Source organism: Actinomycetospora sp. 2LY8.5 (assembly GCF_057180585.1).
Window position 1 is genome coordinate 138,583 of sequence record NZ_JBXUHE010000005.1, and the last position, 26,517, is coordinate 165,099.

Below are 26,517 nucleotides of genomic sequence, written 5' to 3' on the forward strand. Positions count from 1 at the left end.
AGGGCGAGCCGTCTCTCCCCCAGCCGGTGGATCAGCGGGGCAGTGCGGTCAGCCCGTGGGCGCCACCACGATGTCGCCGGGACCGATCCGTCGCGGCTCCGGGCGCTTCCGCTGGCCGGCGGTCACCTCGGCCACGAGGCGGGCCAGGCGCTTGCCCGCGGCGCGGTAGAAGCGGGTCTGGGTCCAGCGGCCGAACACCCCGAAGCCCATCGCGACGATCGGGTTCGGGATGCGGGCGCGGCTGGAGACGCCGGTGATGACGAACTCGACGCGGCCCGTGTCGAGGTTCTTCACCACCTCGTAGAGCAGCCGCCCGCGCTCCAGGTGGTGCTCGAGGGTGCGGTAGCTCCAGCCCCAGGAGCGCTCGCGGGTGCGGTCGGCGCGCTCGCGGACCTCGTCCACCTCGGCGTCCACCCGCACGCCCATCGGGAAGCGGAGCACCAGGAAGCGGCCCTCGAGCAGCATGTCCCGCCCGACGAGCGGGGCGTCGCCGTGGAAGTAGGCGCGCATGATCGACGGGTCGGCGAACTCGTAGTCGTGCACCATCCGGGAGGCCTGCTCGAACGGGCCGTCGGGCAGGGGCTCGCCCGGCTCCTCGTCGCCGAGCAGGTGGCGCACGCGGTCGTGGTGCCAGCCGCGTCCCTCGGTCTGCGCGGGGTCGTAGTTGATCCCGTACGCGGCCATGTCGCGCAGAAAGCCCTCCGGGTCGGGGTGGGCCGTGAACCTCACGCGGTGCCTCTCGATCGACGGGACGATGGGCATGCTGTCATCGCCGGGCGGCTACCCGCTTCACCATGTCGCCACGTCCACCCGTCACCCGTCGCCCGCCGCTCGGACGCCTCCGCCGCGGTTGGGGCGCGCTGATCATGGCGGGGCGGCACCTGCGGAGCCTGCGGGTCCTCGACCGCCGACACGAGGACGGCGACGGCACCGACCTCCCCGCCCCCTGGCCGTCGGCGCTGGTCGACGAGCGCACCAAGACGATCGCGCAGGGTCACGGTCCGCTGTTCCACCGGCGCTTCACGGTCCGGGCCGTCGCCGCGCGGCGCGACGCCGCCGACCTCGTCGGAATCCTGTCCCGCGACCTCGACCGTGGCGCCCCGCCGCACGTCGTGACGTTCGCGCGCGAGCGCGGCGAGCCCGGGCGGATGCTGGTCGGCGACGAGTACCGCGTCTACATGCCGGCGCCGTGGGACGGGCCGGTGCGCGTGCTGGCCCGCACCGAGACGTCGTTCCGCTTCGGCACGCTCGACGGCCACCTGGAGGCCGGCGAGATCGAGTTCCGCACCGCCGACGCGGGGGAGGGGGTCGTCGACTTCACGATCGAGGTGTGGTCCCGTGCGGGGGACCGCGCGGCCGAGCTCCTCTACGGGCGCCTGGGCGTCGGACGGGAGGTCCAGGCGGGCCTCTGGGTGCAGTTCTGCCTCGGGGCCGTGAGCCTGGTGGAGGGCCGCCGGGAGGGGCACGTGCGGGAGGTCACCCGTCGGGTACCGGCGCGTGAGCTGGACGGCCGGTGAGTTCAGGCCCGCCGTGGCCTCGTCACAGCGTCCTCACAGGATGGGTACCTAGCGTCCGCGCGCTGTGACCGGAACACGGCAGCTGAGCTGGGACGTCGTCCGCGTCGTCGCGGTCGCCAGCGTGGTCCTCCAGCACGCCACGTACTCCGTCATCGGCGTCATGCCGTGGATGCCCCGGATGCCGTTCGTGTGGCCGATCCAGGCCGGTGCCAACACGCTGATGGTGCTCTCGGCGTACTTCGTGTGCCGCACGCTCGCGACCCGCCCGCCGGGCCGCTGGTGGGTCGACCGCCTCGCCCGGCTGCTACCCGCGTACGCGGTCGCCGTCCTCGTGACGTACCTGCTGACGCTCTTCGCGTCGCAGTACGGCTACTGGCAACCCAGCGGCGTCGACCTCATCGGCAACCTCCTGCTGGTGCAGGGCTGGGACTCGGGCGTCACCTACATCGACCACTCCTACTGGACGCTGCCGGCCCAGCTGGCGATGTTCACCCTGGCCGCCGTGGCCGCCGCGTGGCTGGGCCAGGGGTTCTGGCGGCGGAGCGCGGCGCTGCCCGCGCTCGCCTGGGGGATCATCGTCACCCCGGCCCTGATCCTGCTGCTGGGCGAGGCCGACGGCGTGCTGAGCAAGGCGTTCCACGGCCTCGTCATGTTCCGCTGGCAGATGTTCGGGATCGGGCTCGCGGTGTGGCTGTGGTCCCGCGGGCGCATCCACGTCGCCCACCTCGTCGCGCTGGTGCTCGCGGGCCTGGCCGCCGAGAACCTGCACACCCCGGACCTACCCTCGGTGCTCGTCCTGGCGGTCGCCGTGCTGGGGATCGCCGCCGCGGCGGCCGGCCGCGACTGGAGTGTGCTGCGGATCGGCCGGCTGCCGCGGGTGATCACGTGGCTGGCCGGCATCTCCTACGGCATCTACCTGATGAACCAGCAGATCGGCTACTTCGTCGCCTGGGGCCTGCTGCACCGTTTCGGGATCGACGGCTGGCCGCGGCTGGTCGCGGTCGTGGCCGTGGCGGTGCTGCTGGGGTGGGTGCTGACGACGCTGGTCGAGCGTCCGGCGCACCGGTGGCTGGTGCGGCGGCCCTCCCAGGATCAGCGGCTGAACGATCCCGCCGCCGCCAGGAAGAGGTCGACCTCCTCGGGCGTGCCGGCGCTGACCCGGACGCCGTCGCCGGCGAACGCGCGCACGACGACCTTGTTCTCCAGCGCGTGCTCGGCGAACTCCAGCGAGCGCTCGCCCAGGGGCAGCCACACGAAGTTGGTCTGCGACGGCGGTACCTCGTACCCCGTCGCGCGCAGCTCGGAGGTCATCCGGGCGACCTCGGAGACCGCGCCGGCGCAGTCGGCGAGCAGCTCGTCGAGGTGGTCGAGCGCGGTGAGCGCCCCGGCCTGCGCGGCCGACGACACCCCGAACGGCACCGCCACACCGCGCAGCGCGGCCGCGAGCTCGGCCGGCCCGACGGCGTAGCCCACGCGCAGCCCGGCGAGGCGGTGGGCCTTCGAGAAGGTCCGGAGCACGCAGATGTTGTCGTACTCCTCGGCGAGCGCGAGCCCGTCGGGCACGGCAGGGTCGGAGACGAACTCGCGGTAGGCCTCGTCGAGCACGACGAGGACGTCGTCCGGGACGCGGTCGAGGAAGGCGCGCAGCGTGGCCTCGTCGACGGCGGTGCCGGTCGGGTTGTTCGGGTTGCAGACGAACACCAGGCGCGTCCGCTCGGTGATCGCGTCGGCCATCGCGCCGAGGTCGTGGACGTGGCCCGCGGTCAGCGGCACCCGCACGGCCCGCGCGTGCCCCGCGAGCGCGACGATCGGGTAGGCCTCGAACGACCGCCAGGCGAAGACGACCTCGTCGCCGGGCGCGCAGACCGACTGCACGAGCTGCCCGCACAGGGCCACCGATCCGGTGCCGACGGCGATGCGCGACGGGTCGACGCCGTGGTGCTCGGCCAGACGCGCCGTGAGCGTCGTCACGGCGATGTCGGGGTAACGGTTGCCCGCCTCGACGGCGCGGTGGATCGCGGAGAGCACCGCGGGCAGGGGCGGCAGCGGCATCTCGTTGCTCGCGAGCTTCACGGCCCCCGGCACGGTGCGGCCGGCGACGTAGGTGGGGAGGGCGGCGAGGTCGTCACGGAGGCGCACGGGCACGGCCACCACGGTAAACGCCCGGTATCGTGCCTCGTCCCGACGGCCGTGACAGCCCGGGCGCCGGGCGCGTCGGCGTCCCGACGTGGAAGGCTGAACACATGACGGGGACCCACACCGAGACCATCCCTCTGGTCGACGAGACCCAGCTGCGGGTGACGATCGCCGAGCCGGACGGAGCGGTGCGCGGTGGCGTGGTGGTCCTGCACGAGTCGCGGGGGGTCACGTCCCGCACCCAGGCGATCGTCCAGGCCCTCGCGGGCGAGGGATGGCTCGCGGTCGCCCCCCACCTCTACCACCGTGACGACCCCGGCATCGACGAGCAGACCGGCGACGCGGAGGCCGTCGACCGGGCCGTCGCGAAGATCTCCGGTGAGTCGGTGCTCGCGGACTCCGACGCCGCGTTCGGGATGCTCGCCGACCGCGGCATCAGGTCCGACCGTATGGGCGTCGTCGGCTTCGACCTCGGCGCCACCGCCGCCCTCGTCGTCGCGGCGCAGCGCTCCCTGGGCGCCGTCGTGACGGTGTCGGCGGCGGGCGTCTCGAAGTCGCTGTCGGCGGGTCTGCCGGCGCTGGTCGACGTCGTCGGCGAGCTGACCTGCCCCTGGCTCGGGCTCTACGGCGAGCGCGGCGACCCCGTCGACCCCGCCGAGGTCGACCGTCTCCGCGAGGCCGCCCACGCCTCGGGCCGGGTCGTCGACGTCGTCGTCTACCCCTCGCGCGAGCACCGCTTCGACGCCGACGAGCGCGCCGCCGACCAGCCGGATCCCCTGGACGAGGGGAACTCCGACGAGGCGACGCGGATGGAGGCGCGGAGCAGGGTACTCAACTGGTTGGATACTCATCTGCGCTGACGCGCGGACGCAGCCGGAGGAGACATGACCGCGGGGGTCCGGACGGATCGCCCCACGACGGCCGCCGTCGAGGGTCGCTTCGTCCGGTTCCGGGGCCGCCGGGTCGCCCGGGTGCTGACGTGGGCGGCGCGGGTCGCCGGCCTGCTGACCGTCCTCTCGCTCCTCACGCCCCTGCTGCGCCGGCGGCTGCAGCCGGCGACGTGGTTCGGGTTGCCGCCCGAGGCCACGCTGGTCGGCGCGGTCGTCGTCGCGACCCTCGGCGTCGGGCTGATGATGCTGGCCACCGGTCTGCGGCGGCGAAAACGGCGGGCGTGGCAGCTCGCCGTCGTGGCGTGCGTGCTGCTGATCGTCTCGCACGTCGTCGGGCGCCACGCCCTGGTGCCGACGATCGTGGTCGCGGTGCTGCTCGTCGGCCTGCTGCTGACGCGCCACGAGTTCACCGCCCTCCCCGATCCCGTCGGACGCCTGGCCGCCGTGCGCGTCGTGATCCAGATGCTGCTCGGCGGCCTCGTCACCGTCTTCCTGCTGCTGCTCGTCCGCCCGTCGCTGCTGGCGGGGAGTCCGAGCGTGGAGGACAAGCTCGTCCAGGCGCTCCTCTCGCTGGTCGGTGTGAGCGGACCCGTGCAGTTCCGGGTCGGGTGGTTCGACGACCTCACGGCCGTCCTCGGCCTGTCCTTCGGCGTCGCCGCGCTCGTGCTCGGCGGCTACTTCCTGCTGCGCTCCGCGGAGCCCCGCCCGACGTTGACCGACGACGAGGGCGCCCGGATCCGCGAGCTGCTCACCCGCCACGGCCGCGCCGACTCCCTCGGGTACTTCGCGCTGCGCCGGGACAAGTCGGTGGTGTTCTCGCCGTCGGGCAAGGCCGCGGTGGCCTACCGGGTCGTGGCCGGGGTGGCGCTGGCGTCGGGCGACCCGCTCGGCGACCTCGAGGCCTGGCCCGGGGCGATCACCGAGTTCCTCGGCGAGTGCCGCCGCTACGGATGGGTGCCCGCGGTGCTCGGCTGCTCGGAGTCCGGCGCGCGGGTGTGGCTGCGCGAGGGCGGGCTGGACGCGCTGGAGCTGGGTGACGAGGCGGTCGTCGACGTCGCCACCTTCTCGCTGCAGGGCCGCTCCATGCGCACCGTGCGCCAGGCCGTCTCGCGGGTCCAGCGGGCGGGCTACGCGACCGCCGTGCGGCGCATGCGCGACGTGCCCGCCGAGGAGCTGGCGTCGTTGCGGGAGCTGGTGGCGCGCTGGCGAGGCGGGCCGGCCGAGCGTGGGTTCTCGATGGCGTTGTCGCGGGTCGCGGACGGCGAGTCGGACCCCGAGGGCGTGCTGGTCGTCGCCACGGCCGAGGCGCAGGTGCGCGGCCTGCTGCAGTTCGTGCCGTGGGGTGCGGACGGGCTGTCGCTGGACCTCATGATCCGCGACCCCGCGGTGCCCGACAACGGGCTCAACGAGCTGCTCATCGCGGATCTCCTCGGCGCCTGCCGCGGCCTCGGCGTCGACCGGGTGTCGCTGAACTTCGCGGTGTTCCGTTCGGCGCTGGAACGCGGCGAGAAGATCGGCGCGGGACCGGTGGCGCGGCTCTGGGCGCGCCTGCTGCGCACGGCGTCGCGGTGGTGGCAGATCGAGACGCTCTATCGATTCAACGCGCGGTTCGGACCGGCCTGGGTGCCGCGATACCTCGTCTTCGACGCCGTGCGCGACCTGCCCCGCATCGCCGTCGCCGCCTTCGAGGCGGAGGGGTACGGCGGCCGCCCCCCGGCCTTGTTGCGGTTCCTGCGCCGAACCTAGGCGCGCCCATGAGGAACGAACGTCGCTCTCGCTGCTTCGGAAGCAACGAGAGCGACGTTCGTGTCACGACGGACCGAGGGCTCAGGGCCGCACGAGCACCTTGAGGGCGTCGCGGTCGTTCATCGCGCGGTAGCCCTCAGGGGTCTCGGCGAGCGGGATCTCGCGGTCGAACACCTTGCCCGGCTCGATCTGGCCGTCGAGCACGTCGGGCAGCAGCTCGTACATGTTCGCCTGGGTCGGCGCGATCCCGCCGGCGACGGTGACGTTCTTGAAGAACTTCTGCGCCAGGTTCGGCAGCTCGCCGCTCTGCGGCACGCCGACGATGCCGACGTGGCCGCCGGGCTTGGTGAGGTTGATCGCCGAGGTCAACGACTGCTCGTAGCCCACGGCCTCGATCGCGGAGTGCACGCCGTCACCGAGCAGATCCCGGACCTTCTGCTCGCCCTCCTCGCCGCGCTCGGACACGACGTCGGTGGCGCCGAACTCGCGGCCGAGGTCGGTGCGGTCCTTGTGCCGGCCCATGAGCACGATCCGCTCGGCGCCGAGACGCTTGGCGGCCAGGACGGCGAGCAGCCCGACGGCGCCGTCACCGATCACCGCGACGTCCTTGCCCGGCCCGACCTGCGCCGACACCGCAGCGTGGTGACCGGTGCCGAACACGTCGGACAGCGTCAGCAGGCTCGGCATGAGCGCCGAGTCGGGCGGCACCGTGAGCTTCATCAGCACCGCGTCCGCGAACGGCACGCGGGCGGCCTCGCCCTGCCCGCCGTCGGTCTCCGCGCCCCAGGCGTTGCCGTTCGGGCAGGCGCTGGTGAGGCCGGCCCGGCAGTACTCGCAGGTGCCGTCGGCGTAGAAGAACGGGGCGACGACGAGGTCGCCCTTCTGGACGCGGTCGACGTCCGAGCCGGTCTCCTCGACCACGCCGATGAACTCGTGGCCGATGCGGTCGCCCTGCTCGGTCTGCTCGCGGCTCTTGTAGGGCCAGAGGTCGCTGCCGCAGATGCACGCGTGGGTGATGCGCACGACCGCGTCGGTGGAGGTCTGCAGCGTCGGGTCCGGCACGTCCTCGACGCGGATGTCGCCGGCTCCATAGATCAGGGTCGCCTTCACGGCGGGTGTCCTCCTCGTGGCGGGTTCGGTTGTGGACTACCCGTCGCCCCGGGGCGCCTATGCGTCGACGTGCACACGTCACGGGGAGGCGGGGGTGGCCGGGACCCGGCTCGCCGGCGTTGTGTACTGTTTCCCGACGGAGGCCCCAGGGGGACCTCGGGAGGCTTCGCCTAGTCTGGTCTATGGCGCCGCACTGCTAATGCGGTTGGGAGTTCGGCTCCCTCCCGGGTTCAAATCCCGGAGCCTCCGCGGCCGCGGTCCGGGCAGGTCCGAGGCTTCACAACGAGATACTGCGCCCGTAGCTCAACGGATAGAGCATCTGACTACGGATCAGAAGGTTAGGGGTTCGAATCCCTTCGGGCGCGCGCCGGTCGAGGCAGCTCAGCGGGGGTATCGCGTCAGCGGTGCCCCCGCTGTCTTTGCGTCTGAGGCCACCACTGCATCAGTTCGTACATCACATCACCGTGGCGAGGCGGTACGCCGAGCGCCAGCAGCAGCGAGACCGCGCCATGTCGTAGGTCGTGGACCCGCACCGGACGGAGGCCGGCGGAGTCGCTCAGCGTTCGGGACGTGCGGTTGACCGTCCGTGGTTCGACCGGCGTCCCGTGGGCCGTCGTGAAGATCAGTCCGGAGTCCACCCACCGCTCGTCGGCCCTCGCGCGCTCGGCGCCGTGGGCCACGCGATGTGAGGTGTGCCCGGCGAGTTCGGTGGCCTTGGTGGCGTACTTGGCGAGGTAGCCGGCCACCGCGGTGGTGGTGAACCGGGTCTCGGTGATGGCGTGGGCCACGTGGCCGATGCCGCCGGCTGTAGCCACCCGATCCGGCTGTCCGGGATCGTGCACGCGTACGAGGCCGGGGCGAGCGGTTTTCGCCCCTCGGAAGGTGCGCCGAGATCGCGTCCTGGGGCACGTCTGGGGCACAGTGGCTATCGACGGGCCCGGAGACGACCAGAACCACCAGAGGGTCAACACCCAGGTCAGCGCCAGGGTCAGCCCGTTCGTCCTGGTCGCTCTCGACCCCTGGACGCGCTCCGGCTTACAGCGGCGGTGCTGGGTTGACCTACTCGCCGGTCAAGGCGCGGATCGCAGGCAATTCAGGCCAGGCCGGTCAAGAAGATCACCGCCGCGACCACCAGTCCGACCTCTACCCACAGCACGAACACTCGGTCGCTGACGTGGTCGACGATCTTCTTTCCGACCCAGGTGCCAACGATCGTTGGTAGCGCCAGGACGAGGCCGAGCAGGAAGACCCGACCGTCGAGAAGGGCGATCGCGCCGTAGGCGGCGGTCTTGGTGAGGTGCATAGCGAGAGCGCAGGCCGCTTCGGTGCCGATGTAGCTGGCACGACGCAGGCCCTTGGCGAGGAAGAACGGCGCGGTCAGGGGACCGACAGTGCCGAGGAGGGCCGAGCCCAACCCTGAAGCCGCACCGACAGCAACGAATCCTCGGTCCGCCAGCGGCGCCGGGCTCGGGCGCCAGCGCCGCCACACGACCATGACCAGCAAGAACACTCCGAGTACGCGAGTCAGGGCGGTGAGTGGAGCACCGGCGAAGACAATCGCGCCGAGGACAGCCAACGGCACCGCTCCCAGGCAGAACCAGCCGATCAGCATCCAGTCGAGGCTTCGGCGGTTGAGCCACACGCGTGACCCGTTCGAGGCGAGCTGCGTCAAGGTCAGGACCGGAACGGCGACTCGTAACCCGAGCACCGCGGCGAACACCGGGAGCAGCACCACGCCGCCGCCGAAACCGGCCACGGCCGACAGCACCGCGAGTGCGAACGCCGCCAGCCCCGCGAACCCGAACTCCCAGACGTCCACCGACGATCTCCTCCCGAGCGCAGTCGACTACTCGATCTTGCGTTCAGGGACCGTTGGCGCCCGGCGGGCGCAGTTCTCGGCGAGCCCCACCGCCGTATGACCAAAGCCTAGGCGTTGACGCGCGAGGGCCACGCCCGCCATCTCTCGTCGCACTCAGGAGCCGCTGCCGTCCTGGGCGTACCTCAAGCGGAGCAGCTCGCCCCGCCGCATCGCGCGGGGGTGCTGTGAAGTTGTCAAGGATCAGAGACAGCCGCCGTGCGATCGGCGTGCGATTAGGAGCGGTCAGACACGGTCGAGAGCGGGTTCCCGCGCGGCTGGGACTTCCTGTGCATCCATCGCTGCATCAACAGCGACGGACGGCGAGAACCAGGCCGAGACTCACCAGGCGCATGGCCTGCCTCCGCGAGACTGATCCGGCCGCGGGATGCGCCCCTGGCACTACGACGGATCAGAAGGGTTAGGGGTTCGAATTCCTTCGGGCGCGCGCCGGTCGAGGCAGCTCAGCGGGGTCGCAGCAACGCTGCGGCCCCGCTGTTCATGATCGCTGATCCACGGCTCGTTCCACGAGCGTCGCTACGTCGCCGCCGTGACCGAGGCCGCTGCGTCCCCCTGCGCGGGAGTGCCAGGCGCCTCCGGGGCCGCCGGCAGGAGCGCGTCTCCGCCGGCATCGATCCGGTCAGCGGCGAACGGATCATCCTCACGGGCAGCGTGGTGATCGATCGGCTTCACAGCATCACTCGATCGTTCCGCCGCGTCAGGCTGGAGGTGCGCTCGCTGAGGGCCGATGTTGGCCCGTCGGTTGCCGTCGGCAGGCCTGCCGTCATGGTGTGGCACCAGAGCCCCACGGATCGCTGACCGCCCGGCGTCGGCGGCTTCCGCGCACGGTGCCGGCCACGTCCACGACCGCCGGGCCACGGGCCGTGACCGGCAGAGATCAGGACGGACAGTGCGATGGAGGTGTCGACGGTGGGGCGCGGTCGTCGCGCCCTCGCTGCAGTCGGCGTGGATCACCGACGACGAGTGGCTGCGCCGCCACGCCGATGCCAACGGCTCGGCGTCACCGATGTCTGGCTCCGGCGCGACCGCGTCGGCGTGCCCGGCATCGTCCCCGCCCACCAGCAGCCGGGCCGGCTCTACGGTCACGACCGCGCTGCGCTCACCGCCGTGATCGGGCTGGGCCCCGCACCGAGGGCTGGTGGGCCGAGCCGACCTCACCCCGAACGGAGCGCACTGGCCGGCTGGGCCCGGCGAGCGCACCCGACACCTCCCCGGTCGGGCTGAACCAGGTGCGGGCTGACTGCCGCAGGTCTCGCGCCACCGCACGAGCCGCAGTCCGCGTGGGCTACGGCGTCCCGCGCCGACGCGCGCCGGTCAGCCCGCCACGCCACCGGCGCCGCGCACCCGGCCGGGCACACGGCGCCGGCAGCCCACCACCCCGCCCTGCCCGCCCTCGTCCCTCCCGAGCCCACCCACCGTTTCCTCCGACCAGCGCACGGCCCACGAGCACCCCCGCTCGTCACCGGCTGTCCGGTATCGGCACGACCGTCCGGACTGACAGGATGTTCGAGCCTGCCCCGGGCTTCGCCCCATCCCCCCGGGACGAAGTCCGGGGCCGACCCGACGCGCGGTGCCACCGGCACCCCGCCGACCGTGACCAGGAGAACGCCGGGCAGCGGCGAGGCGCCGGCGAGCTGCACTCACCGAGTGGGACCCCGACGAGCTGAGGTCTCCCGCACGTCTTCCGCGGCAGAACGCCGACCCGCGGGCCCTACTCGGCGAGCTTGGTGATGGCTTTGTTGTCGACAAGCCGAATCGACCCACCGCGCCCGCGACGTCGCAGTTCCGACGACCGGCACGAGAAGAGCGGCGAGACACGTCCGCGAACGATGGAGCCTTGTTGCGGCCTGTACCGTGGGATTCCGGCCGAGAACGGGCTACGAGCGGGGACTGAGTTCGATCCACGCCCGACCTGCGGCGACCAGTTCCGCGACGTCTCCCGGGCGGGACAGGATCCGGCCGGTGGCTTGCTCGATGCGCTTGAGGCGTTTGCGGACCGTGTTGGGATGGCAATAGAGCGCGTCGGCTGTGCTGTCGGCCGAGCCCCCTGCCTCGATCCAGGCGTCAAGGGTCTCCAGCAGCAGGTCTCGTTGATCCTCGTGGAGATCGAGGATGCTGCCGAGCACCACTTGTGCTGTCTCCAAGGAGGACTCCGGAGACGCCGCGACCAGGATGTTCAGCGGGTCGCTCGGGAACTGTCGCACGACGGGCTTTCCCCCGGCCCGGCGGACCGCGAGTCGGGCGAGGCCGAGCCCCCACGAGGCGCGGGAGAGCCGCCCGACGACCGGGCTGACTCCGACCGGGGCGGACGCCTGCTTCGCGAGCAGCTCTACCGCGGTGTCGTTGTGAGTGGCGTCCGGGAGGCACAGAACGCCGACGGTGACGTCGCGTTGCAGCCGCCAGACGGACTTGACGTCGACCGCGGCCAGGGCGGAGGAGATGCGGGGCATCGGGTCCCGGCCGAGCTCGCTGTCGCCGGCGACCACGAGGAACGCCCCGTCGAGGGGCAGCCGCAGCGACTGGGCCACGTCGAGCAGGGTCCCGGGGCCGGCGTCGTCGGAGAGCAGCACGTCGATGAGGGCAGCGCGCTCTCGTTCGCGGGTGAGCAGGATGTGGTGGGCCTCGTCGCGGAAGGCGTGCACGAGTGCCTCGGACTCCATGTTGTGGAGCAAGAACATCCGCGAAGACAGATCGACCAGGGCCTCCGCGGGCACGGCCGGCGGGTTGCGTGAGGCCCTCACGAACTCGTTCCACAGCTCGCCGAACGCGAGGCGGTAGGCGCCCAGGACGTCGGCGAGATGCGCCTCCTGCTGGGCACGCAGGCGGCCGGTCTTCGCAGCCATCGTGGGGTCGTGTCGACGGGTGCCGAGGGTGTCGATGGCCGCGTACAGGTTGATCAAGACACGCTCACGAACCGCACCCTTCTCTCCCGCGACGCCCGCGGCGTAGGACGGAATCTCGGTGACCATCTTCTCCACGACGCGATCAGCCACCTCCGGCACGACCTCGGCAGCCCTGCGGACGACCTCTCGGGCCATCGCGTCGAGCTCGGTCGTCGTGTGATCGGTCACGGCGACAGCGTAGGCGGCGGTCGTCGCGGCGGTGTTCCCGGGAACACCGGGACGCCGGAAAAGCGGTCGCGCGCGCCGCTGATCCGGCCCCTGCCGGCGGCCACGCTGTGAACGCGCACACATCGAGCCACAGGCCGTCGGCGTGCGGCCTGCGTGAAGGAGATGGCCATGGAAGTGCGGAGTAGAGCCGTGTCGGTAGCGGCCGATGAACGTGACGTCCGCAAGGTCGCCACGGTCAGCCTGGTCGGTGCGAGCGTGGAGTGGTTCGACTTCTTCCTGTTCGGTACCGCCGCCGCGCTGGTGTTCCCCAGCCTCTTCTTCCCCGGAGATGACCCGACAGCGGCGCTCCTGGCGTCGTTCGGCGTCTTCGGCGTCGGTTTCCTGGCGCGTCCGCTCGGCGGCATCGTGTGGGGCCACTTCGGCGACAAGGTCGGTCGGAAGAAGGCGTTCGTCGCGGCGCTCGGCCTGATGGCGGTGGCGAGCTTCCTGATCGGCGTGCTTCCGACGTACGCCACGATCGGCATCGTCGCGCCTCTCCTCCTGACGATTCTCCGGTTCGCCCAAGGCCTCGCGGTCGGTGGCCAGTGGGGCGGCGCGGCACTCATGGCGACCGAGTCGGCCCCGGCACACAAGCGTGGCTTCTACGGGTCCTTCGCGCAGATGGGTGTACCGCTCGGGGTGCTCCTCGGCCTCTCGGGGTACTTCCTTCTGTACCTGGTTCTCGGGAAGGCGGCGTTCGCGTCGTACGGCTGGCGAATCCCGTTCATCGTGAGCGTTCTGTTCGTCGGTGTGGTGGTCTACACCAAGAACAAGCTGGAGGAGACGCGCGCCTTCCATCACGTGCAGAATGCGGCGGCGGAGAAGGTCGCCGCGGGCCCGGCGGTGACCAAGTCCCCGATCCTGGAGGTGCTGCGACGGCACTGGGGTCGGGTTCTGCTCGCGGGTGGCGCGTTCATCGTGGTGAACACGGTCTTCTACCTCTATCTGGTGTTCCTGCCCGCGTACGGTCAGAAGACCCTCGGGCTCACGATCGACGCGGTGCTGCTGCCCATCACGGTGGCCACTCTCCTGCTGTTGCCTGCCCTGCCGCTGTGGGCAGCGCTCTCCGACCGCATCGGCCGCTCCTCGGTGTACATCGCCGGCGCGGCTCTGACCGCGGTCTGGGCGTTCCCCGCGTTCTGGCTCATCGACACCAGGTCCTTCATCGGGATGACCGCCGCGGTGGCCGTCGGACTGATCTTGCTGGCGATGATGTACGGGCCCATGGCGGCCTTCTTCGGCGAGCTGTTCGAGCCTGAGATCCGATACAGCGGTGCGTCCCTGGGCTATCAGCTCGGCGCCGTGGTCGGTGGTGCCGCGACCCCGCTCGTCGCGGAACTGCTCCTCGCATGGACCGGCTCGAACGTGTCCCTGTCGATCCTGCTCATCGTCCTGTCCGTCGTGGCGGTCCTGTGCATCGTCGCCCTCAGCAAGATGCGTGTGACGTCCGAGCCCGAGTGATCGCGTGGCCGGCGAAGCGCGCCGAGACCGACCCGGCCGAAGGGGGGAGACCGGCGTGACCATCACCGAGGCACTCACCGACTCCCTCGCTCGTGACGCGGGAGGAGAGCTCCCGGGAGAGTCAGGAACCGACATCGGGCCCCACCCCGTGCGGTGTTCCCCGGAACACCGTGACGCCGAGAACGCGGTGGTGCCCGCCCCTGACACGGCACCCGTCGGCCGACCATGCTGCGTTCGGAGCAGGCATTCACCGCAATCGCCACGAACGCCGAGCGCGTCGTCGTGCTGTGGCCCTTCCCGACGCCGCGACGAGAAAGCTGAGAGGCTCGATGACCAATCCGCACGATACGCACGAGGACGGCGCTCCGCCCGGTGAGGTGGCAGGCTCCGATCCAGCGGAAGTGCCCGACCCTACGCTCGCCCCCGGAGGGCGCACGGCACTTTCTCGGGGCTGCACCTGCTCGGTGCTCGCGAACGCGGCGTTCCGCGCCAACGTTTCGGGCGAGACGGCGTTCGTCGATCCGCGCTGCCCGGTGCACGCGCGTCAGGTGTTGTGAGCGCGACGTTCGGCGCCCGCGCGCTGTTCGGTCCGCCGCGCCCGGTGCTGGTCCTCTCGGTGACCGGTGAGATCGACCGAGCCAACGACGAACAGTTCCACCGGCTCCTGTCCACCCTCACCGACCTGCGCGGCACCGATCGTTGCCGCCGGCATTTCGGGTGCCGCGAGCCTGCGACGACGCTGGTGGTCGACCTGCGAGAAACCACGTTCATCAACGGGCGGGCACTGACGCACCTCGCACAGCATCGTGACGACGACGGTGGGGCGCCTCGACTGGTCCTCGCTCGCTCCGGAGTGGTGCGACGAGCCCTCACCGCGGCCGGGTTCGATGACCAGTTCGACGTCTATTCAGACATCGTCGACGCGGTGCTCGCCGACGTCCAACCCCGCTATCTGGGCTGACCCCGCGGTGTTGGCCACGAGCGGAACGGAGGTTCATGACAGTTCCCGGTGAGAGGTATCGGCCGTTCGACGATGTTCGTTCGTGATCAGGGGAGGACATGGTGAAGAACAACAGCACGATGCCGCGGCTCGCATTGTCGGCCGTCGCGGGAGTCCTTTCACTCGGTGTCGTGGGGGCGTGCTCGGACGGTCCGCAAGTACCGCCGGTGCCCTCCGGGCTGCCGACCGCACTACCGCAGGGAGCGCCGTCGAACCTGCCCACGGTTCCGGGTGTTCCCGGCCAGGGCCAGCCCGGTGCTGCCGGCCAGCCCGGTGCGCCGGCCCCCGAGACGCCCCCCGGTGGGAACACGAATGGCCAGGGCGCCGGCGGCCAGGCTGCGGGGGTGGACCGCGCGGCCCTCCAGGGGCAGCTGGACCAGCTGCTGGCGGCGGCCCCGATCACGTTCGAGGCGGACACTGCGACTCTGACTTCCTCCGGACGGTCGACGGTCGACATGGTGGGAGAACTGTTGGCGCCTGCAGGCGGAGCCGGTGTCAAGATCACGGGCTACACGGCCCCGGCCTCCGGGGGAGGCCCGAGCACGGCGCAGAGCTTGTCTCAGCAGCGAGCCCAGACCGTCGCGGAGGCGCTGACAGCGAAGGGCGTCACCACGGACCGGATTCAGGCAGTCGGTGCTGGACGGGCGCCTGACGGCACCACGACCACCGCGCGCCGGGTCGACGTGACGCTCACCTGAGTCTCGTCCGGCTGGTGATGTGGGGCAGCGCCATCGGCGGTCTGGGTCCTGGCCGCCTCTTTCCGGCGATGACGCTCACACGACCGCGGCGCTGGTCGGCGCAGCCGCGATGGCGCTCACGACGATCGTCAGCCTCGCCCTCGCCCGCCGACGCTCACGAGCGAGGGCCTACGGTGCGGTGATGGCGAGGCCGCTGACGCTGCGCGGGGTGTACGTCCCGCTGATCACCCCGTTCGACGAGCGGGATCGGGTTGACCTCGACACCCTGCAGACGCTGGCTTCGGACTACCTCGACGCCGGCGCAGCCGGGTTGGTGGCGCTCGCCACGACCGGCGAGTCGACGTCACTGGAGGAGGCCGAGCGCGCAGCGGTGGTCCAGGCGGTCGGTGGCGTCTGTACCGACCGGGACGCCGAGTTGCTCGTCGGCGCCGGCACGAACGACACCCGCACCACCCTGATCCGGCACGCGGCCCTGTCCGACGTGCCGGCTGCATCGGGGTCGCTGGCGGTGGTGCCCTACTACGTGCGGCCCTCCGAGACCGCGATCGTCGCGCACTTCCAGACCGTGGCGGCGTGTTCGCCGGTGCCGGTGGTGCTCTACAACATCCCCTACCGCACAGGCCGCGGGCTGGGGGCGGAGGCCCTGTGCGAGCTGGCCGCGACCGAGAACGTCGCCGGGGTCAAACAGGCTGTCGGCGCGATCGATTCCGACACCCTGGCGGTGCTGGCCGGGACCCGCTCCGAGCAGCTCGCGGTCCTCGCCGGTGACGACCCGTTCCTGTTTCCTCTGACGCTGATGGGCGCCACGGGCGCGATCACGGCCTCGGCGCATCTGTGCACCGACCGGTTCGTGGCGATGGTCGAGGCGGGGCTCGACGGGCTGGTCGTCGAGGGGCGCGCCCATGCCGAGGCACTGTTACCGCTGATCCAGACGCTGTTCGCCGAGCCCAGCCCCGCGGTGCTCAAGGCCGTCCTGCACGCCGATCGCCGGATCTCGACACCGCACGTGCGGATGCCTCTCGCCGACGCCTCCCCGGCCTCGACCGAGGCGGCGCTCGCCGCCCGGGCCCGAGCCCTGTCGAGGCTCTCCGTGTAGGCAGCCCGCGGGGGCGCTTCCACGGTGCCCCGCCACCTGGAACCTGCCCCGACCCACGGTCTCCGGGACACCGAGGGCGGCTCACGTCGGCGGGTGCGAGTGGACGAGGGCGACCGCGAGGGCACAGACGGCCAGGCCGACGATCGCCTGGCTGGTGACCGGGTCGCCGAACATGAGCCAGGCCCAGAGCGTGGTGGTGGGAGGGGTGAGGTAGATGAGGCTGCTCAGGCGGGTGACGCTGGTGCGGCGCAGGGTCAGCCAGTAGAAGCCGTAGGCGCCGAGGGTGGAGAAAGCGATGAACCAGCCGACGGCCAGGCTGAATGCCGCGAGGTGATCGGTCGGTGGGGCCAGCTCTCCGGCGACCAGGGCGACGAGGACGAACAGGATCGCGCTGGCCATGGTCTGGATGGTGAGGGCGGGCAGCAGGGGTGTCGTGCCCGCGGCGGTGCGTCGTTCGAGGAGGGTGGCGGCCACGAGGGCGGCCATGCCGAGGAACGGGAGCACGTAGGCCCACCACGGGGCAGAGCCGGGGGCGAGGAGGTCGGCACCGACGACGACGCCGACGCCGATCAGGCCGAGGCCGAGACCGGCCCACTGCCGGCGGCGAATGTGTTCGCCGAGCAGCGGGCCGGCCAGGGCGCCGGCGGTGATGGGTTGCAGTGCCGCGACGAGCGCGGTGGTGCCGGCGCCGACGCCGAGCTCGATGGCACCGACAGTGGTCCAGATGTAGGTGCCCTGCCCGAGCAGCCCGATGACGGCCTGCGCGGCGAGCTCGCCGCGCGTGAACCGACGGGCGGGGCGCCGAAGGTGGTGGAGCACAGCAGTGAGGACGCCGAGGGCCGCGGCGACGAGCACGAAGCGCCAGACCATCAGTGTCGGGGTGCTGGCGGTGGCCGTGCCCAGGCGGCCGCCGATGAACCCGGAGCTCCACATCACGACGAAGCCCGCCGACAGGACGGTGGGCGTGAGCCGGCCGATCGCCGAAGCGCTTCCGGCGTGGACTTCTCCGACCACGGCAGCCCCCGAGTATACTGACCTGTATGGCTAGCAGTAACCATATAGGTCGGTTTACCCCGGTGCTGACGCCCGCGGCGGCCCGGGTGCTCGACGTGGCCTCACAGCTGTTCTACGAGCGCGGCATCCACGCGGTCGGGGTCGACACCCTCGCCGAAGCCGCCCAGATCACCAAGAAGACGATCTACGACCGGTTCGGGTCCAAGGACAACCTGATCGCGGCCTACCTCGACCGCCGCGACCAGCAGTACCGCCAGTGGCTCACCGACTGGCCCGACACCCACCCCGACGCCGAACCGCTCCTCGGCGTCTTCGACGCCCTCGAGGCGTGGATGCGCGATGACGGCCCCCGCGGCTGCGCGTTCGTCAACGCCTACGGCGAGATCGCCGACCCCGAGCACCCCGCACACGCCATCGCCCGCGAGCACAAGGCCTGGCTGCGCGAGCACCTCGAGCGGCTCGCCGTCGCCGCCGGCCACGACCATCCCGCCCAGCTGGCAGCCCAGGTCCTGACCCTGCACGAGGGCGTGATCGTGCTCTACTCTGCCGGCGCCGACCCGCACGCGGCACGCACCGGCCGCGACGCGGCCGCGGCGCTCCTCACCCCTCGCCGAGACGTGTGACGGCGGGAGTGTCCGTCACCGGTGGTGCTTTCCCCGGGGCACGCCAGGAGTCTCAGGACCAGTCGTGCCCGGCGGCCGCGGCGTGATCGCATGAGGGCGTGCAGCGACCCGATTGGTTCGGTCCGGCCGTGGCCGATGACTACGACAGCGACGACGACGTGCGGTTCACCTCCGGGCACCTGGCCCTGGAGTCGGGCTTCCTCGCCGGTCTCGCTTCCCCCGGGGACCTCGCCCTCGAGTTCGCGATCGGCACCGGCCGGGTCGCGCTGCCGTTGCGTGACCAGGGCGTCGAGGTGCACGGCATCGATCTGTCCGAGGCGATGCTCGCGCGACTGCGCGCCAAGTGCGAAGACCTGCCGGTTGTCGTCGGTGACTACACCTCGACCCGGGTCCCGGGCGCGTTCGATCTCGTCTACCTGGTGTTCAACACGATCGGCAACGTCGTGACCCAGGACGCCCAGGTCGCCACGTTCGCCAACGCCGCGCGCCATCTGCGTCCCGGAGGGCGGTTCGTCATCGAGACCGAGGTGCCCGGGGTGCAGCGGGTGCCGCCCGACGAGAGGTTCAGCGTGTTCCGGCACGACTCGCGCGGCGTCGGCTACGACGAGTACGACCGATCGACCCAACGGATGTGGTCGCACCACGTGACTCTCGGCCCGGACGGCAGAGGTGAGCGCCGCTCGGTGCCGTTCCGCTACGCCTGGCCGGCCGAGCTGGACCTGATGGGTCGGCTGGCCGGAATGCAGCTGCAGGAGCGCTGGGCATGGTGGGACCGCTCCCCGTTCACCGACACGAGCACCTCACACGTCTCGGTCTGGGCGATGCCGGGCTGACCGGATCCCGGGCCCGGTCTCGTCCGTGCTCGACGATTCCCCCGCAGTGAACCTCGGGCGTACTCTTCGGCGTTCCGCAGAAGTGACCGCGGTCCCGATCGCCGGGGGTGATCACGTGAGCCACTCGGGGATCACGGAGCGGCCCGTCGAGGGCGTCGTGGTGATCGGCGTCCACCCCCCCGAGTTCCCGTTCGAGGGCGAGACCGCCAACGTGGCGCGGGCGGGCGACGTCGAGCGGCGCGCGAGCGTGCTCGACGGCGACGAGGGCCGCCTCGTCGTGTGCTTCCACGCCCGCGACGTCCACCTGGCGATGGCGCCGCGCGGGCCGTCGGTCCCGTTCCACGTCCTGCTCGACGGCGCCCCCCGCTGGCGACGCCGCCGGCCTCGATGTCGACGCCGACGGGCGCGGTGTGCTGGACGAGCCGCGGCTCCACCAGCTGATCCGCGTGCGCGGCGCGGTCGCGGACCGGGTCCTCGAGATCGTCTTCCTCGTCCCCGGCGTCGAGGCCTACGTCCTCACCTTCGGCTAGGAGAGCGGTGAGCGATCCGGCGGTCCCGATCTCGTCGTCGACCGGACGGTGGCTGATCGTCGCCGCCGCGCTCGGGTCCGGCGTGGCGTTCCTCGACGGGTCCGTGGTCAACGTGGCGCTGCCCGCGATCGGCCACGACCTGGGCGGCGGGTTCTCCGTCCTGCAGTGGGTCCTCGACGGCTACCTGCTCACGCTCAGCGCGCTGCTGCTCCTGGGCGGCGCGCTCGGCGATCGCTACGGCCGGCGCCGGGTGTTCCTCGTGGGCCTGGTCGTCTTCACGGTCGCGTCGCTGGCCTGCGGAATCGCGCCGACCGGGACCGCGCTGATCCTCGCCCGCCTGGCCCAGGGCGTCGGGGGCGCGCTGCTGATCCCCGGCAGCCTCGCGCTGATCGACTCGGTGATCCGCGCCGACGACCGCGGCCGGGCGATCGGCACCTGGGCCGGCCTGAGCGGTGTCGCCGCCGCGATCGGCCCCTTCCTCGGCGGCTGGCTGGTGGACGCGGCGTCGTGGCGCTGGATCTTCCTCATCAACGTGCCGTTGGCCGCCGCGGCGTTCGTCGTCACCGCGCGCCACGTCCCCGAGACCCGGGACACCACGGCGAGCGGGCGGCTCGACGTCGCCGGCGCCGCCGCGGCGACGATCGGGCTCGGCGGGGTCGTCTACGGCCTCATCGAGGCGCCGGTGCACGGCTGGGGCGCGCTCACCGTCGGTGCCCTCGTGATCGGCGTGCTCGGCCTCGGGGCGTTCCCGGTGATCGAGCTCCGGGCGTCGGCGCCGCTGATCCCGCTGTCGCTGTTCCGCTCGGCGCAGTTCACCGGCACGAACCTGGTGACGTTGGCGGTCTACACCGGGCTCGGCGGGGCGTTGTTCCTGCTCGCGCTGCAGCTCCAGGAGTCGCTGGACTACTCCGCGCTGGCCGCGGGCCTCGCGTTCCTCCCGTTCACCGTGATCATGTTGCTGCTCTCGAGCCGGATGGGCGCGCTGGCGCAGCGGATCGGGCCCCGGTGGCCGATGACGATCGGTCCCCTCGTCGCCGGGGCTGGGCTCGCGCTGCTGGTCCGGGTCGTGCCCGGCGCCGGCTACGTCACCGCGGTCCTGCCGGCCATGGTGGTCTTCGGCCTGGGGATGGCCCTGACCGTGGCGCCCCTCACGTCCACCGTCCTCGCGTCGGTGGGCGAGGAGCACGTCGGCGCCGCCTCCGGGGCCAACAACGCCATCTCGCGCGTGGCGAGCCTGCTCGCCGTCGCCGTCCTCCCGCTCGTCGTCGGTCTCGACGCCGGCGGGACCGAGCCCCTCGGGCCCGGCTTCGCCCGCGCGATGCTCGTCGCGGCCGGCCTGTGCGTCCTCGGGGGTGTCGTCGCCTTCTTCACGGTGCGCCGCGGCGCGCTCGTCGAGCCGCACCCGCTGCCCGCGCTCCACCAGTCCTGCCAGGCACCGGCGACCTCCCGCGTTGACGCGTGCTCGGACGTCCGCGACACTTCCGCCGGCTGATCCTTAAATGCAATCACTTGCGGACGACGGAGGCGGCTCGTGGGACGTCTGATCTTCTCGGCCATCGGCTCGCTCGACGGATACACGGCCGACGCCGACGGCGACTTCAGCTGGGCGGTGCCGGACGAGGAGGTACTGGCCGACATCAACGCCGAGTCGCGGACGGTCGGCACCTACCTCTACGGCCGCCGGATCTACGAGCTGATGGTCGGCTGGGAGAACGACCCCGAGGCCGCCGCGCAGTCGCCCGAGTCGGCGGAGTTCGCGAAGGTCTGGCAGGCGGCGGACAAGGTCGTCTACTCGTCCACGCTCACCGGGGTGGACACCCGACGCACCCGTCTCGAGCGCCGTTTCGAGGCCGCGGACGTCGAGGAGATCAAGCGCGGGACCGAGGCCGACCTCTACGTGGACGGTCCGACGCTCGCGGGTCACGCGATGCGCGTCGGCGTCGTCGACCGGTTGCACCTCATCCTGTGCCCGGTGGTGATCGGCGGCGGGCTGTCGATCCTGCCACCCGGCCTGCGCCTCGACATCCGCCTGGACGTCGAGCGCCGCTACGGCAACGGGATGGTCGCGCTGCAGTACGACATCGTCCACTGACGCTCACGGCCGGCAGCTCGCGAGCAGCGGTGGCTCTACGGCGACGAGATCGGCTTCGGGGCGCAGGGGCGTCCCAGCTCACCCGGCGCGGCGGACCGGGACGAGGCGGGTGCGGTGCAGGCGCGTCGAGGCGTTCTCGGCGAGCAGGGAGTTGCGGCGGCGCACGATCACCGTGGCGAGCTCGCGGGTGGCCTCGACGATGTCCTCGGGGTCGTCGTCCGCGGCCGGCGAGCGGGCGGTGCAGCGTTCGACGATCTCGCCGATGGTGACGACGGCGCGGGCGAGCTCGTCGAGGGCGTCGCTGGACCAGTCGAACCGGTCGGGACCCGTCGGGTGGGCGCGGCTGTGCTCGAGCATGTCGGCGAGCGCGTCCGACGCCTGCCGCGCGAGCCTCGCCGCCGCCTCGTCCTTGTGCACGTCCGCTCTCATCGTCGATCGGAACCCTGACGACAGTGTGTCCGCTGCGGCACCGACCCAATCCCCGTCGGGGCGGTGCGGAGAGGGGAGGACCCGGCCGGCGGGGGGACACCGACCGGGTCCGGTGCCGATCACGGGGGGCATGACCGGCGGCGATCATCTTTGCATGTGCATGTACAGCTGCAAAGAGCGGGCCCGGACGATCCGCTCATCCGAGCGCGGCGTGCCACCATGATCCTGGCCCCGGCCGACGAGACGAGGGGAGAGCCCGGTGCGCATCCGGCTCGCCGACGGCCCCTGTCGGGGCGACCACGAGCTGGCGATCGTCGAGGGCGCCACGCTGCCCGAGGAATACCTGGTGCTGGTCGAGGCCGGGCCTCGCCAGCAGGTCAGCGAGATCTCCGGAGGCTCCATCCCCGGTGTCAACGTCTTCGCGGTGCACCGGCTCGACCGGCGCGACGCGGACGGCACGCCCGTCTACGCCTTCGCCGGGCGCCGGGAGTCCCGGGGGTACTAGGCGCGCGGCCCCGGGAACCTCGAAGGTCCCGGGGCCGCCCCTGTGCGGTGATGCTCGTCAGGACTTGAAGGCGTCCTTGATCTTCTCGCCGGCCTGCTTGATGTCGCCCTTGGTCTGGTCGGTCTTGCCCTCCTGGCGCAGCTCCTCGTCGCCCTGCGCCGTGCCGGCGGCCTCCTTGACCTTGCCCTTGAGCTTGTCGGTCTTGTTGTCGATCTTGTCGTCGGCTGCCATGCCCACGGCTACCCGATCGGGACCGCGGTTCAACCGTCCGTCGGGACGAGCAGCACCCAGACCGGTCCGGGCGCGAACGCCACCGGCAGGCGGTCCGGCCCGAGCACCGCGGTCGGGTCGGTCGGCGTCGGGCGTGTCCAGCGGGCGGGGAACACGCGGCCGTCGCGCAGGACCTCGGCCGCGCCCTCGCCGGTGGTCACGGCATAGGGCGAGACGGCGCCCGCGGCGTCCCGGATCACCGACGGGCGCGTCGTCACCCGTTGGATCAGGACGGTGGCCGCGCCGATCGGCTCGCCGCCGGTGGCGGGCACCGCCGGGTCGCCCCCGCCGGGCTCGACGAGCCACCGGCCGCGCACCGCGTCCCAGGTCAGCCCGAGCTCCGCGGACCCGAAGGTGACGTCGCGGTGCCGCACCACCTCGCCGCCCGACGGCGTCGCGCCGAACCGGAAGCCGATGTCGCGCGGCGGGGAGACGCCCCCGCCGGCGGCCGAGATCAGTGCCGCCGGGTCCGCGTACAGGTTGACCGGGGCACGGCGGACCCCGTCGCGGTGGAACGCGGGGCCGGCGGTCTCCGGGGTCAGCGGCACGAGCGACGCGCCGGCGAGGGTGCCGGCCAGCTCCGGCGCCGAGCCGGAGAACGCGAGCCCGGGGCGTCCGTAGGCGCCGAGCACGGTCACGTCGGACTCGCGGGCGCTGCGCACCGGACCGACCGACGGCGGCAGGCGCGAGGAGAAGACGGCGAGCAGCCGGGTCGTGCCGCCTTCGACGGGCTCGACGTAGACGACGTCCGCGTCCTCGACGCCGGTCCAGGGCCGCCCGGCGGGGGAGTTGTCGACCTTCACGGCCAGCACGGGGGCGCCGGCGGGCGCGGGCGTGCCGGTCAGCGGCGAGGCGCGCGCCCCGGGTCCGGCGCAACCGACGACCAGGGCGGCCGCGGCGAGCACGACGAGCAGGCCTCGCGGCACCCACCACCACCCCGTTCCGAGCTCTCACGGCCCACGGACCTCTGCCCGCGGCGCCCTATCATCACGGGTGTGACGTCCGCGAGCCCGGAGCCCGGTGATCCCGCGGCGCTGCGTGTCTCGGACGTGGAGCGCGAGCAGGTCCAGCAGTTCCTCGCGCGCGCGATGGTGGCCGGGCAGATCACGCCCGGCGAGTACAGCGACCGTTCCGCGGCGGCGCTCGCGGCGCGCGTTCGGCGCGACCTCGAGGGCCTGCTCGACGACCTGCCCGGCGCGGACCTGCACGCCTCCCGGTCGGTCGACGTCCTCGACCTGCAGGCCGGCGTCGGCGGCGCGATCAGCCGCCGGGGGTACTGGCGGGTGCCGCCTCTCGTCCGGGTCCACAGCTGGGTCGGCGGGGTGACGCTCGACTTCAGCGGGGCCGAGTTCACGACGCCGGTGGTCGCCGTGGAGCTCGCGACGGGGATGTGCTCGCCGCTGCTCCTGCTGCCCGATCACGCCACCGCCGATGTCGACGACCTCCGGATCTCGGCCGGGAAGGTCCGCGACGACATCCGGCACCGGCGCGAGCGCGGCGTCCCGCACGTGGTGGTGCGCGGCCGGCACAGCCTGGGCGACGTCGTCTTGCGTCACCCCCGCAAACCGCGGTGGCGCCCGGGGCGCAGGAAAACCACCGTGACGCGTGAGGGTGACGGCGCGCCGGGACGAGGCAACCGGGACTGATCGGGGACCCCGGTACGGTCGCGGAAGGCGCCGGTGTCGGGATCCGGCTGCGGTGGAGGGAGGCGGACTGGTGGGGCTGGCGGAGCTGGGCCCGGGCATGCCCGTCCTCGTCGTGGTGGTCGCGGGCGTCCTGACGGCCCTCGCGATGGCTCCGCTGCACCGTTGTGCCGCCCGCCAGCGACGCACCGCGATGCTCGTCGACCGCGTCGTCACCGACCGCGTCGCCCGCCTGACCGGTGCCGAGCGCCGCCGCGCCCGTCGTCACCTCCACCGCGCCGCCGACCTGCCCGTGCCCCGCGCGCTCGGGCTGACGGTGCTCACCGTCGTGGTCACGGCGGCGGTCGGGGCACTCACCGTCTCGCTGGTCGCCGACGAGCTCGGCGCGGGCCGCCGGCTCGCGATCCGCGGGATCGTCGCGCGGTTGGAGGACGTCGGGCTGCCGGCGCCGACGGCGTCCGGCCCCACGATCACCGTCGTCGGTCTCGTGGTGCTCGCGGTGCTGTGCCTCGCGGCCGCCGGCCTCTACGTCGGGGGTCTGGACCTCGAGCGGCGCCGGGCGATGCCGGTGACGCGTCCGTGGCCGACGAGCCGGGGCAGGGCGACCGTGATGCTCGGCCTGGTCCTGGCCCTCGCGCTCGTGCTCGCGGGCGGTTCGCTGGCCGTGCCGGGCGTCGGGCTGGGCGCGGCGCTCTTCCTGCTCGCGCACGGCGTCGTCACCCGCATCCAGCGACCGCGCGCGTGCCGCGAGGCGCCGGTGGTGCCCGAGGCGCTGCGCGCCGCGCGCCTGCCCGCGGTCAAGGAGCGCCGCCTGCTGCGTGCCCGCCGCAACAAGGACGACCAGAAGGACGACCAGAAGGACGACCAGCCGGCGCTCGCGGCGCCGGCGGCCTCGCCCTCGGTCCCCGCGGCCCCGGCGCCCCGCGTCGGGCGCTCGGTGCCCTCGCGCCCGGCGCCGCCCCCGCCCCCGGCGGTCGGCCCGTCGACGCGCCTGGTCGACATGGCCGCGCCCGAGCAGCCGCTCACCCCGCACGACCCGCGCTCGGTCGGCGAGTACACACTCACCGGCCGCCTCGGCTCCGGCGGCATGGGCACCGTCTACCTGGGGCACCGCGCCGGCACCCACGGCGTGGTCGCCATCAAGGTGCTCGCCCCGCACCTGCTCGACGACGTCGACGCCCGCACCCGCTTCCTGCGTGAGGGCCAGACGCTGCAGAAGGTCACCGGCGACTACACCGCGCGCGTCTACAGCGTCGGCTTCGACGGCTCGATGCCCTACATCGTCATGGAGCGCCTCGACGGCCCGTCGCTGCACGCCTTCGTGGCCGCCTCGGGCGCGGTCACCGACGGCGAGATGCTCACGCGCACCGCGATCGCGCTGGCCCGGGCGCTCGCGGCCCTGCACGCCGACGGGATCACCCACCGGGACCTCAAGCCGGGCAACGTGCTGCTGACCTCGGCCGGGCCCAAGGTCGTCGACTTCGGCATCGCCCGCGTCGTCGGGCAGACCCACCACACCCCGGCCGGGAACATGGTCGGCACACCCGGTTACATGGCGCCCGAGCAGGTCACCGGCAACCGCGCCGGCCCGGCCACGGACGTCTGGGCCTGGGCCTGCTGTGTCGTCTTCGCCGCGCGCGGCGACCATCTCTTCGACGGGGACAACATCCTGGACATCGCCCGCCGGATCCTCGACGGTCCCGGCCCCGAGGCCTTCGCCGCCGTCCACCGGCTCTCGCCCCGCCTGGTGCCGGTGCTGCGCCGCGCGACCGCCCAGGAGGTCGGCGACCGCCCCCGCGACGGCGCCGCCCTCCTGCGCCTGCTCGACCGCAGCGGCGCCACCGCGGTCGCCGGCCCGACCGGCTGGGACCGCCTGGTCGGCGGGGGTGTCCGATGATCGAGCGCGGCGAACCGGGGCGCCACAAGCGCGCTGCTACG

General features: G+C 72.6%; 25 protein-coding genes, 2 tRNA genes and 2 pseudogenes. 19 read left to right on the forward strand and 10 right to left on the reverse strand.

Features of this window, described 5'->3' with window-relative positions; translation table 11 throughout:
• Positions 1-48 precede the first annotated feature (48 nt).
• Entirely contained in the window at positions 49-729 is a 681-nt protein-coding gene (locus tag AC2A1K_RS09070) for a DUF1990 family protein (protein WP_483895992.1), read from the reverse strand.
• A 65-nt stretch (positions 730-794) separates the two neighbouring features.
• Between AC2A1K_RS09070 and AC2A1K_RS09075 the strand changes: the two genes are divergently transcribed.
• Both AC2A1K_RS09075 and AC2A1K_RS09080 read left to right on the forward strand, forming a co-directional pair.
• Entirely contained in the window at positions 795-1,517 is a 723-nt protein-coding gene (locus AC2A1K_RS09075; protein ID WP_483895993.1) for a DUF1990 family protein, read from the forward strand.
• 64 nt (positions 1,518-1,581) lie between these two features.
• Positions 1,582-2,544 (forward strand): annotated as a pseudogene (locus AC2A1K_RS09080) (acyltransferase family protein); the annotation flags it as partial.
• 65 nt (positions 2,545-2,609) lie between these two features.
• On the opposite strand, the gene hisC reads toward AC2A1K_RS09080, so the two are convergent.
• Complete coding sequence (gene hisC / locus AC2A1K_RS09085; RefSeq protein WP_483895994.1) at positions 2,610-3,671, reverse strand: histidinol-phosphate transaminase; 1,062 nt, start codon at positions 3,669-3,671, stop codon at positions 2,610-2,612.
• An 89-nt stretch (positions 3,672-3,760) separates the two neighbouring features.
• Here hisC and AC2A1K_RS09090 point away from each other — a divergent pair, with 89 nt between their 5' ends.
• Complete coding sequence (locus AC2A1K_RS09090) at positions 3,761-4,513, forward strand: dienelactone hydrolase family protein (protein WP_483895995.1); 753 nt, start codon at positions 3,761-3,763, stop codon at positions 4,511-4,513.
• 24 nt (positions 4,514-4,537) lie between these two features.
• Positions 4,538-6,289, forward strand: coding sequence for a phosphatidylglycerol lysyltransferase domain-containing protein (locus AC2A1K_RS09095; protein WP_483895996.1), 1,752 nt, complete (start codon positions 4,538-4,540; stop codon positions 6,287-6,289).
• 81 nt (positions 6,290-6,370) lie between these two features.
• On the opposite strand, the gene AC2A1K_RS09100 is transcribed toward AC2A1K_RS09095, so the two are convergent.
• Positions 6,371-7,399, reverse strand: coding sequence for a zinc-dependent alcohol dehydrogenase family protein (locus AC2A1K_RS09100; protein ID WP_483895997.1), 1,029 nt, complete (start codon positions 7,397-7,399; stop codon positions 6,371-6,373).
• Positions 7,400-7,558: 159 nt separating this feature from the next.
• Here AC2A1K_RS09100 and AC2A1K_RS09105 point away from each other — a divergent pair.
• Positions 7,559-7,648 (forward strand) — tRNA-Ser (locus AC2A1K_RS09105).
• A 43-nt stretch (positions 7,649-7,691) separates the two neighbouring features.
• A tRNA-Arg gene (locus AC2A1K_RS09110) sits at positions 7,692-7,764 on the forward strand.
• A gap of 33 nt (positions 7,765-7,797) precedes the next feature.
• On the opposite strand, the gene AC2A1K_RS09115 is transcribed toward AC2A1K_RS09110, so the two are convergent.
• From AC2A1K_RS09115 to AC2A1K_RS09125, 3 genes are all read right to left on the reverse strand, one after another.
• Complete coding sequence (locus AC2A1K_RS09115) at positions 7,798-8,241, reverse strand: hypothetical protein (protein WP_483895998.1); 444 nt, start codon at positions 8,239-8,241, stop codon at positions 7,798-7,800.
• A 251-nt stretch (positions 8,242-8,492) separates the two neighbouring features.
• Positions 8,493-9,218, reverse strand: a complete 726-nt coding sequence (locus tag AC2A1K_RS09120) for a sulfite exporter TauE/SafE family protein (RefSeq protein ID WP_483895999.1) — start codon at positions 9,216-9,218, stop codon at positions 8,493-8,495.
• A gap of 1,934 nt (positions 9,219-11,152) precedes the next feature.
• On the reverse strand, positions 11,153-12,346 hold the full coding sequence (locus tag AC2A1K_RS09125; RefSeq protein WP_483896000.1) for a PucR family transcriptional regulator: 1,194 nt from the start codon (positions 12,344-12,346) through the stop codon (positions 11,153-11,155).
• 162 nt (positions 12,347-12,508) lie between these two features.
• Here AC2A1K_RS09125 and AC2A1K_RS09130 point away from each other — a divergent pair, with 162 nt between their 5' ends.
• The 5 genes from AC2A1K_RS09130 to AC2A1K_RS09150 all read left to right on the forward strand — a co-directional run bounded on the left by AC2A1K_RS09130 (position 12,509) and on the right by AC2A1K_RS09150 (position 16,640).
• Positions 12,509-13,846, forward strand: coding sequence for an MFS transporter (locus AC2A1K_RS09130; protein WP_483896163.1), 1,338 nt, complete (start codon positions 12,509-12,511; stop codon positions 13,844-13,846).
• A 329-nt stretch (positions 13,847-14,175) separates the two neighbouring features.
• Positions 14,176-14,403, forward strand: coding sequence for a hypothetical protein (locus tag AC2A1K_RS09135; RefSeq protein WP_483896001.1), 228 nt, complete (start codon positions 14,176-14,178; stop codon positions 14,401-14,403).
• Positions 14,400-14,807, forward strand: a complete 408-nt coding sequence (locus AC2A1K_RS09140) for an STAS domain-containing protein (protein ID WP_483896002.1) — start codon at positions 14,400-14,402, stop codon at positions 14,805-14,807. The genes AC2A1K_RS09135 and AC2A1K_RS09140 overlap by 4 nt, the downstream gene beginning before the upstream one ends.
• Positions 14,808-14,905: 98 nt before the next feature.
• Positions 14,906-15,544, forward strand: a complete 639-nt coding sequence (locus tag AC2A1K_RS09145) for an OmpA family protein (protein WP_483896003.1) — start codon at positions 14,906-14,908, stop codon at positions 15,542-15,544.
• Positions 15,545-15,725: 181 nt separating this feature from the next.
• Positions 15,726-16,640 (forward strand): dihydrodipicolinate synthase family protein, encoded by a 915-nt coding sequence (locus AC2A1K_RS09150; protein WP_483896004.1) that lies wholly within the window; start codon positions 15,726-15,728, stop codon positions 16,638-16,640.
• An 81-nt stretch (positions 16,641-16,721) separates the two neighbouring features.
• Here AC2A1K_RS09150 and AC2A1K_RS09155 read toward each other — a convergent pair whose 3' ends face one another.
• Positions 16,722-17,654 (reverse strand): DMT family transporter, encoded by a 933-nt coding sequence (locus AC2A1K_RS09155; protein WP_483896005.1) that lies wholly within the window; start codon positions 17,652-17,654, stop codon positions 16,722-16,724.
• A gap of 62 nt (positions 17,655-17,716) precedes the next feature.
• On the opposite strand from AC2A1K_RS09155, the gene AC2A1K_RS09160 reads away from it, so the two are divergent.
• The 5 genes and pseudogenes from AC2A1K_RS09160 (at position 17,717) to AC2A1K_RS09180 (ending at position 21,732) form a co-directional block, all read left to right on the forward strand.
• Positions 17,717-18,277: a TetR/AcrR family transcriptional regulator gene (locus AC2A1K_RS09160; protein WP_483896006.1), complete on the forward strand. Its 561-nt coding sequence runs from the start codon at positions 17,717-17,719 to the stop codon at positions 18,275-18,277.
• 128 nt (positions 18,278-18,405) lie between these two features.
• On the forward strand, positions 18,406-19,110 hold the full coding sequence (locus AC2A1K_RS09165) for a class I SAM-dependent DNA methyltransferase (protein ID WP_483896007.1): 705 nt from the start codon (positions 18,406-18,408) through the stop codon (positions 19,108-19,110).
• 380 nt (positions 19,111-19,490) lie between these two features.
• Positions 19,491-19,640, forward strand: a pseudogene (locus AC2A1K_RS09170) (hypothetical protein); the annotation flags it as partial.
• 7 nt (positions 19,641-19,647) lie between these two features.
• A complete protein-coding gene (locus AC2A1K_RS09175; RefSeq protein ID WP_483896008.1) occupies positions 19,648-21,132 on the forward strand; it encodes a DHA2 family efflux MFS transporter permease subunit in 1,485 nt (494 codons plus the stop codon).
• A gap of 39 nt (positions 21,133-21,171) precedes the next feature.
• Entirely contained in the window at positions 21,172-21,732 is a 561-nt protein-coding gene (locus AC2A1K_RS09180; RefSeq protein ID WP_483896009.1) for a dihydrofolate reductase family protein, read from the forward strand.
• Positions 21,733-21,810: 78 nt separating this feature from the next.
• On the opposite strand, the gene AC2A1K_RS09185 is transcribed toward AC2A1K_RS09180, so the two are convergent.
• On the reverse strand, positions 21,811-22,149 hold the full coding sequence (locus AC2A1K_RS09185; protein WP_483896010.1) for a hypothetical protein: 339 nt from the start codon (positions 22,147-22,149) through the stop codon (positions 21,811-21,813).
• Between the two features lie 271 nt (positions 22,150-22,420).
• Here AC2A1K_RS09185 and AC2A1K_RS09190 point away from each other — a divergent pair, with 271 nt between their 5' ends.
• Complete coding sequence (locus AC2A1K_RS09190; RefSeq protein ID WP_483896011.1) at positions 22,421-22,666, forward strand: hypothetical protein; 246 nt, start codon at positions 22,421-22,423, stop codon at positions 22,664-22,666.
• A gap of 57 nt (positions 22,667-22,723) precedes the next feature.
• Here the strand turns inward: AC2A1K_RS09190 and AC2A1K_RS09195 are convergent, their stop codons facing one another.
• Together AC2A1K_RS09195 and AC2A1K_RS09200 are read right to left on the reverse strand one after the other, a co-directional pair.
• A complete protein-coding gene (locus AC2A1K_RS09195) occupies positions 22,724-22,897 on the reverse strand; it encodes a CsbD family protein (protein ID WP_483896012.1) in 174 nt (57 codons plus the stop codon).
• 29 nt (positions 22,898-22,926) lie between these two features.
• Complete coding sequence (locus AC2A1K_RS09200; RefSeq protein WP_483896013.1) at positions 22,927-23,862, reverse strand: DUF3048 domain-containing protein; 936 nt, start codon at positions 23,860-23,862, stop codon at positions 22,927-22,929.
• Positions 23,863-23,931: 69 nt separating this feature from the next.
• Here AC2A1K_RS09200 and AC2A1K_RS09205 point away from each other — a divergent pair, with 69 nt between their 5' ends.
• The gene (locus AC2A1K_RS09205) at positions 23,932-24,582 is read left to right on the forward strand and encodes a DUF1707 SHOCT-like domain-containing protein (RefSeq protein WP_483896014.1); all 651 of its coding nucleotides are present in this window, start codon (positions 23,932-23,934) and stop codon (positions 24,580-24,582) included.
• A 70-nt stretch (positions 24,583-24,652) separates the two neighbouring features.
• Positions 24,653-26,476, forward strand: a complete 1,824-nt coding sequence (locus AC2A1K_RS09210) for a serine/threonine-protein kinase (RefSeq protein WP_483896015.1) — start codon at positions 24,653-24,655, stop codon at positions 26,474-26,476.
• The last annotated feature ends 41 nt before the right edge of the window (positions 26,477-26,517 follow it).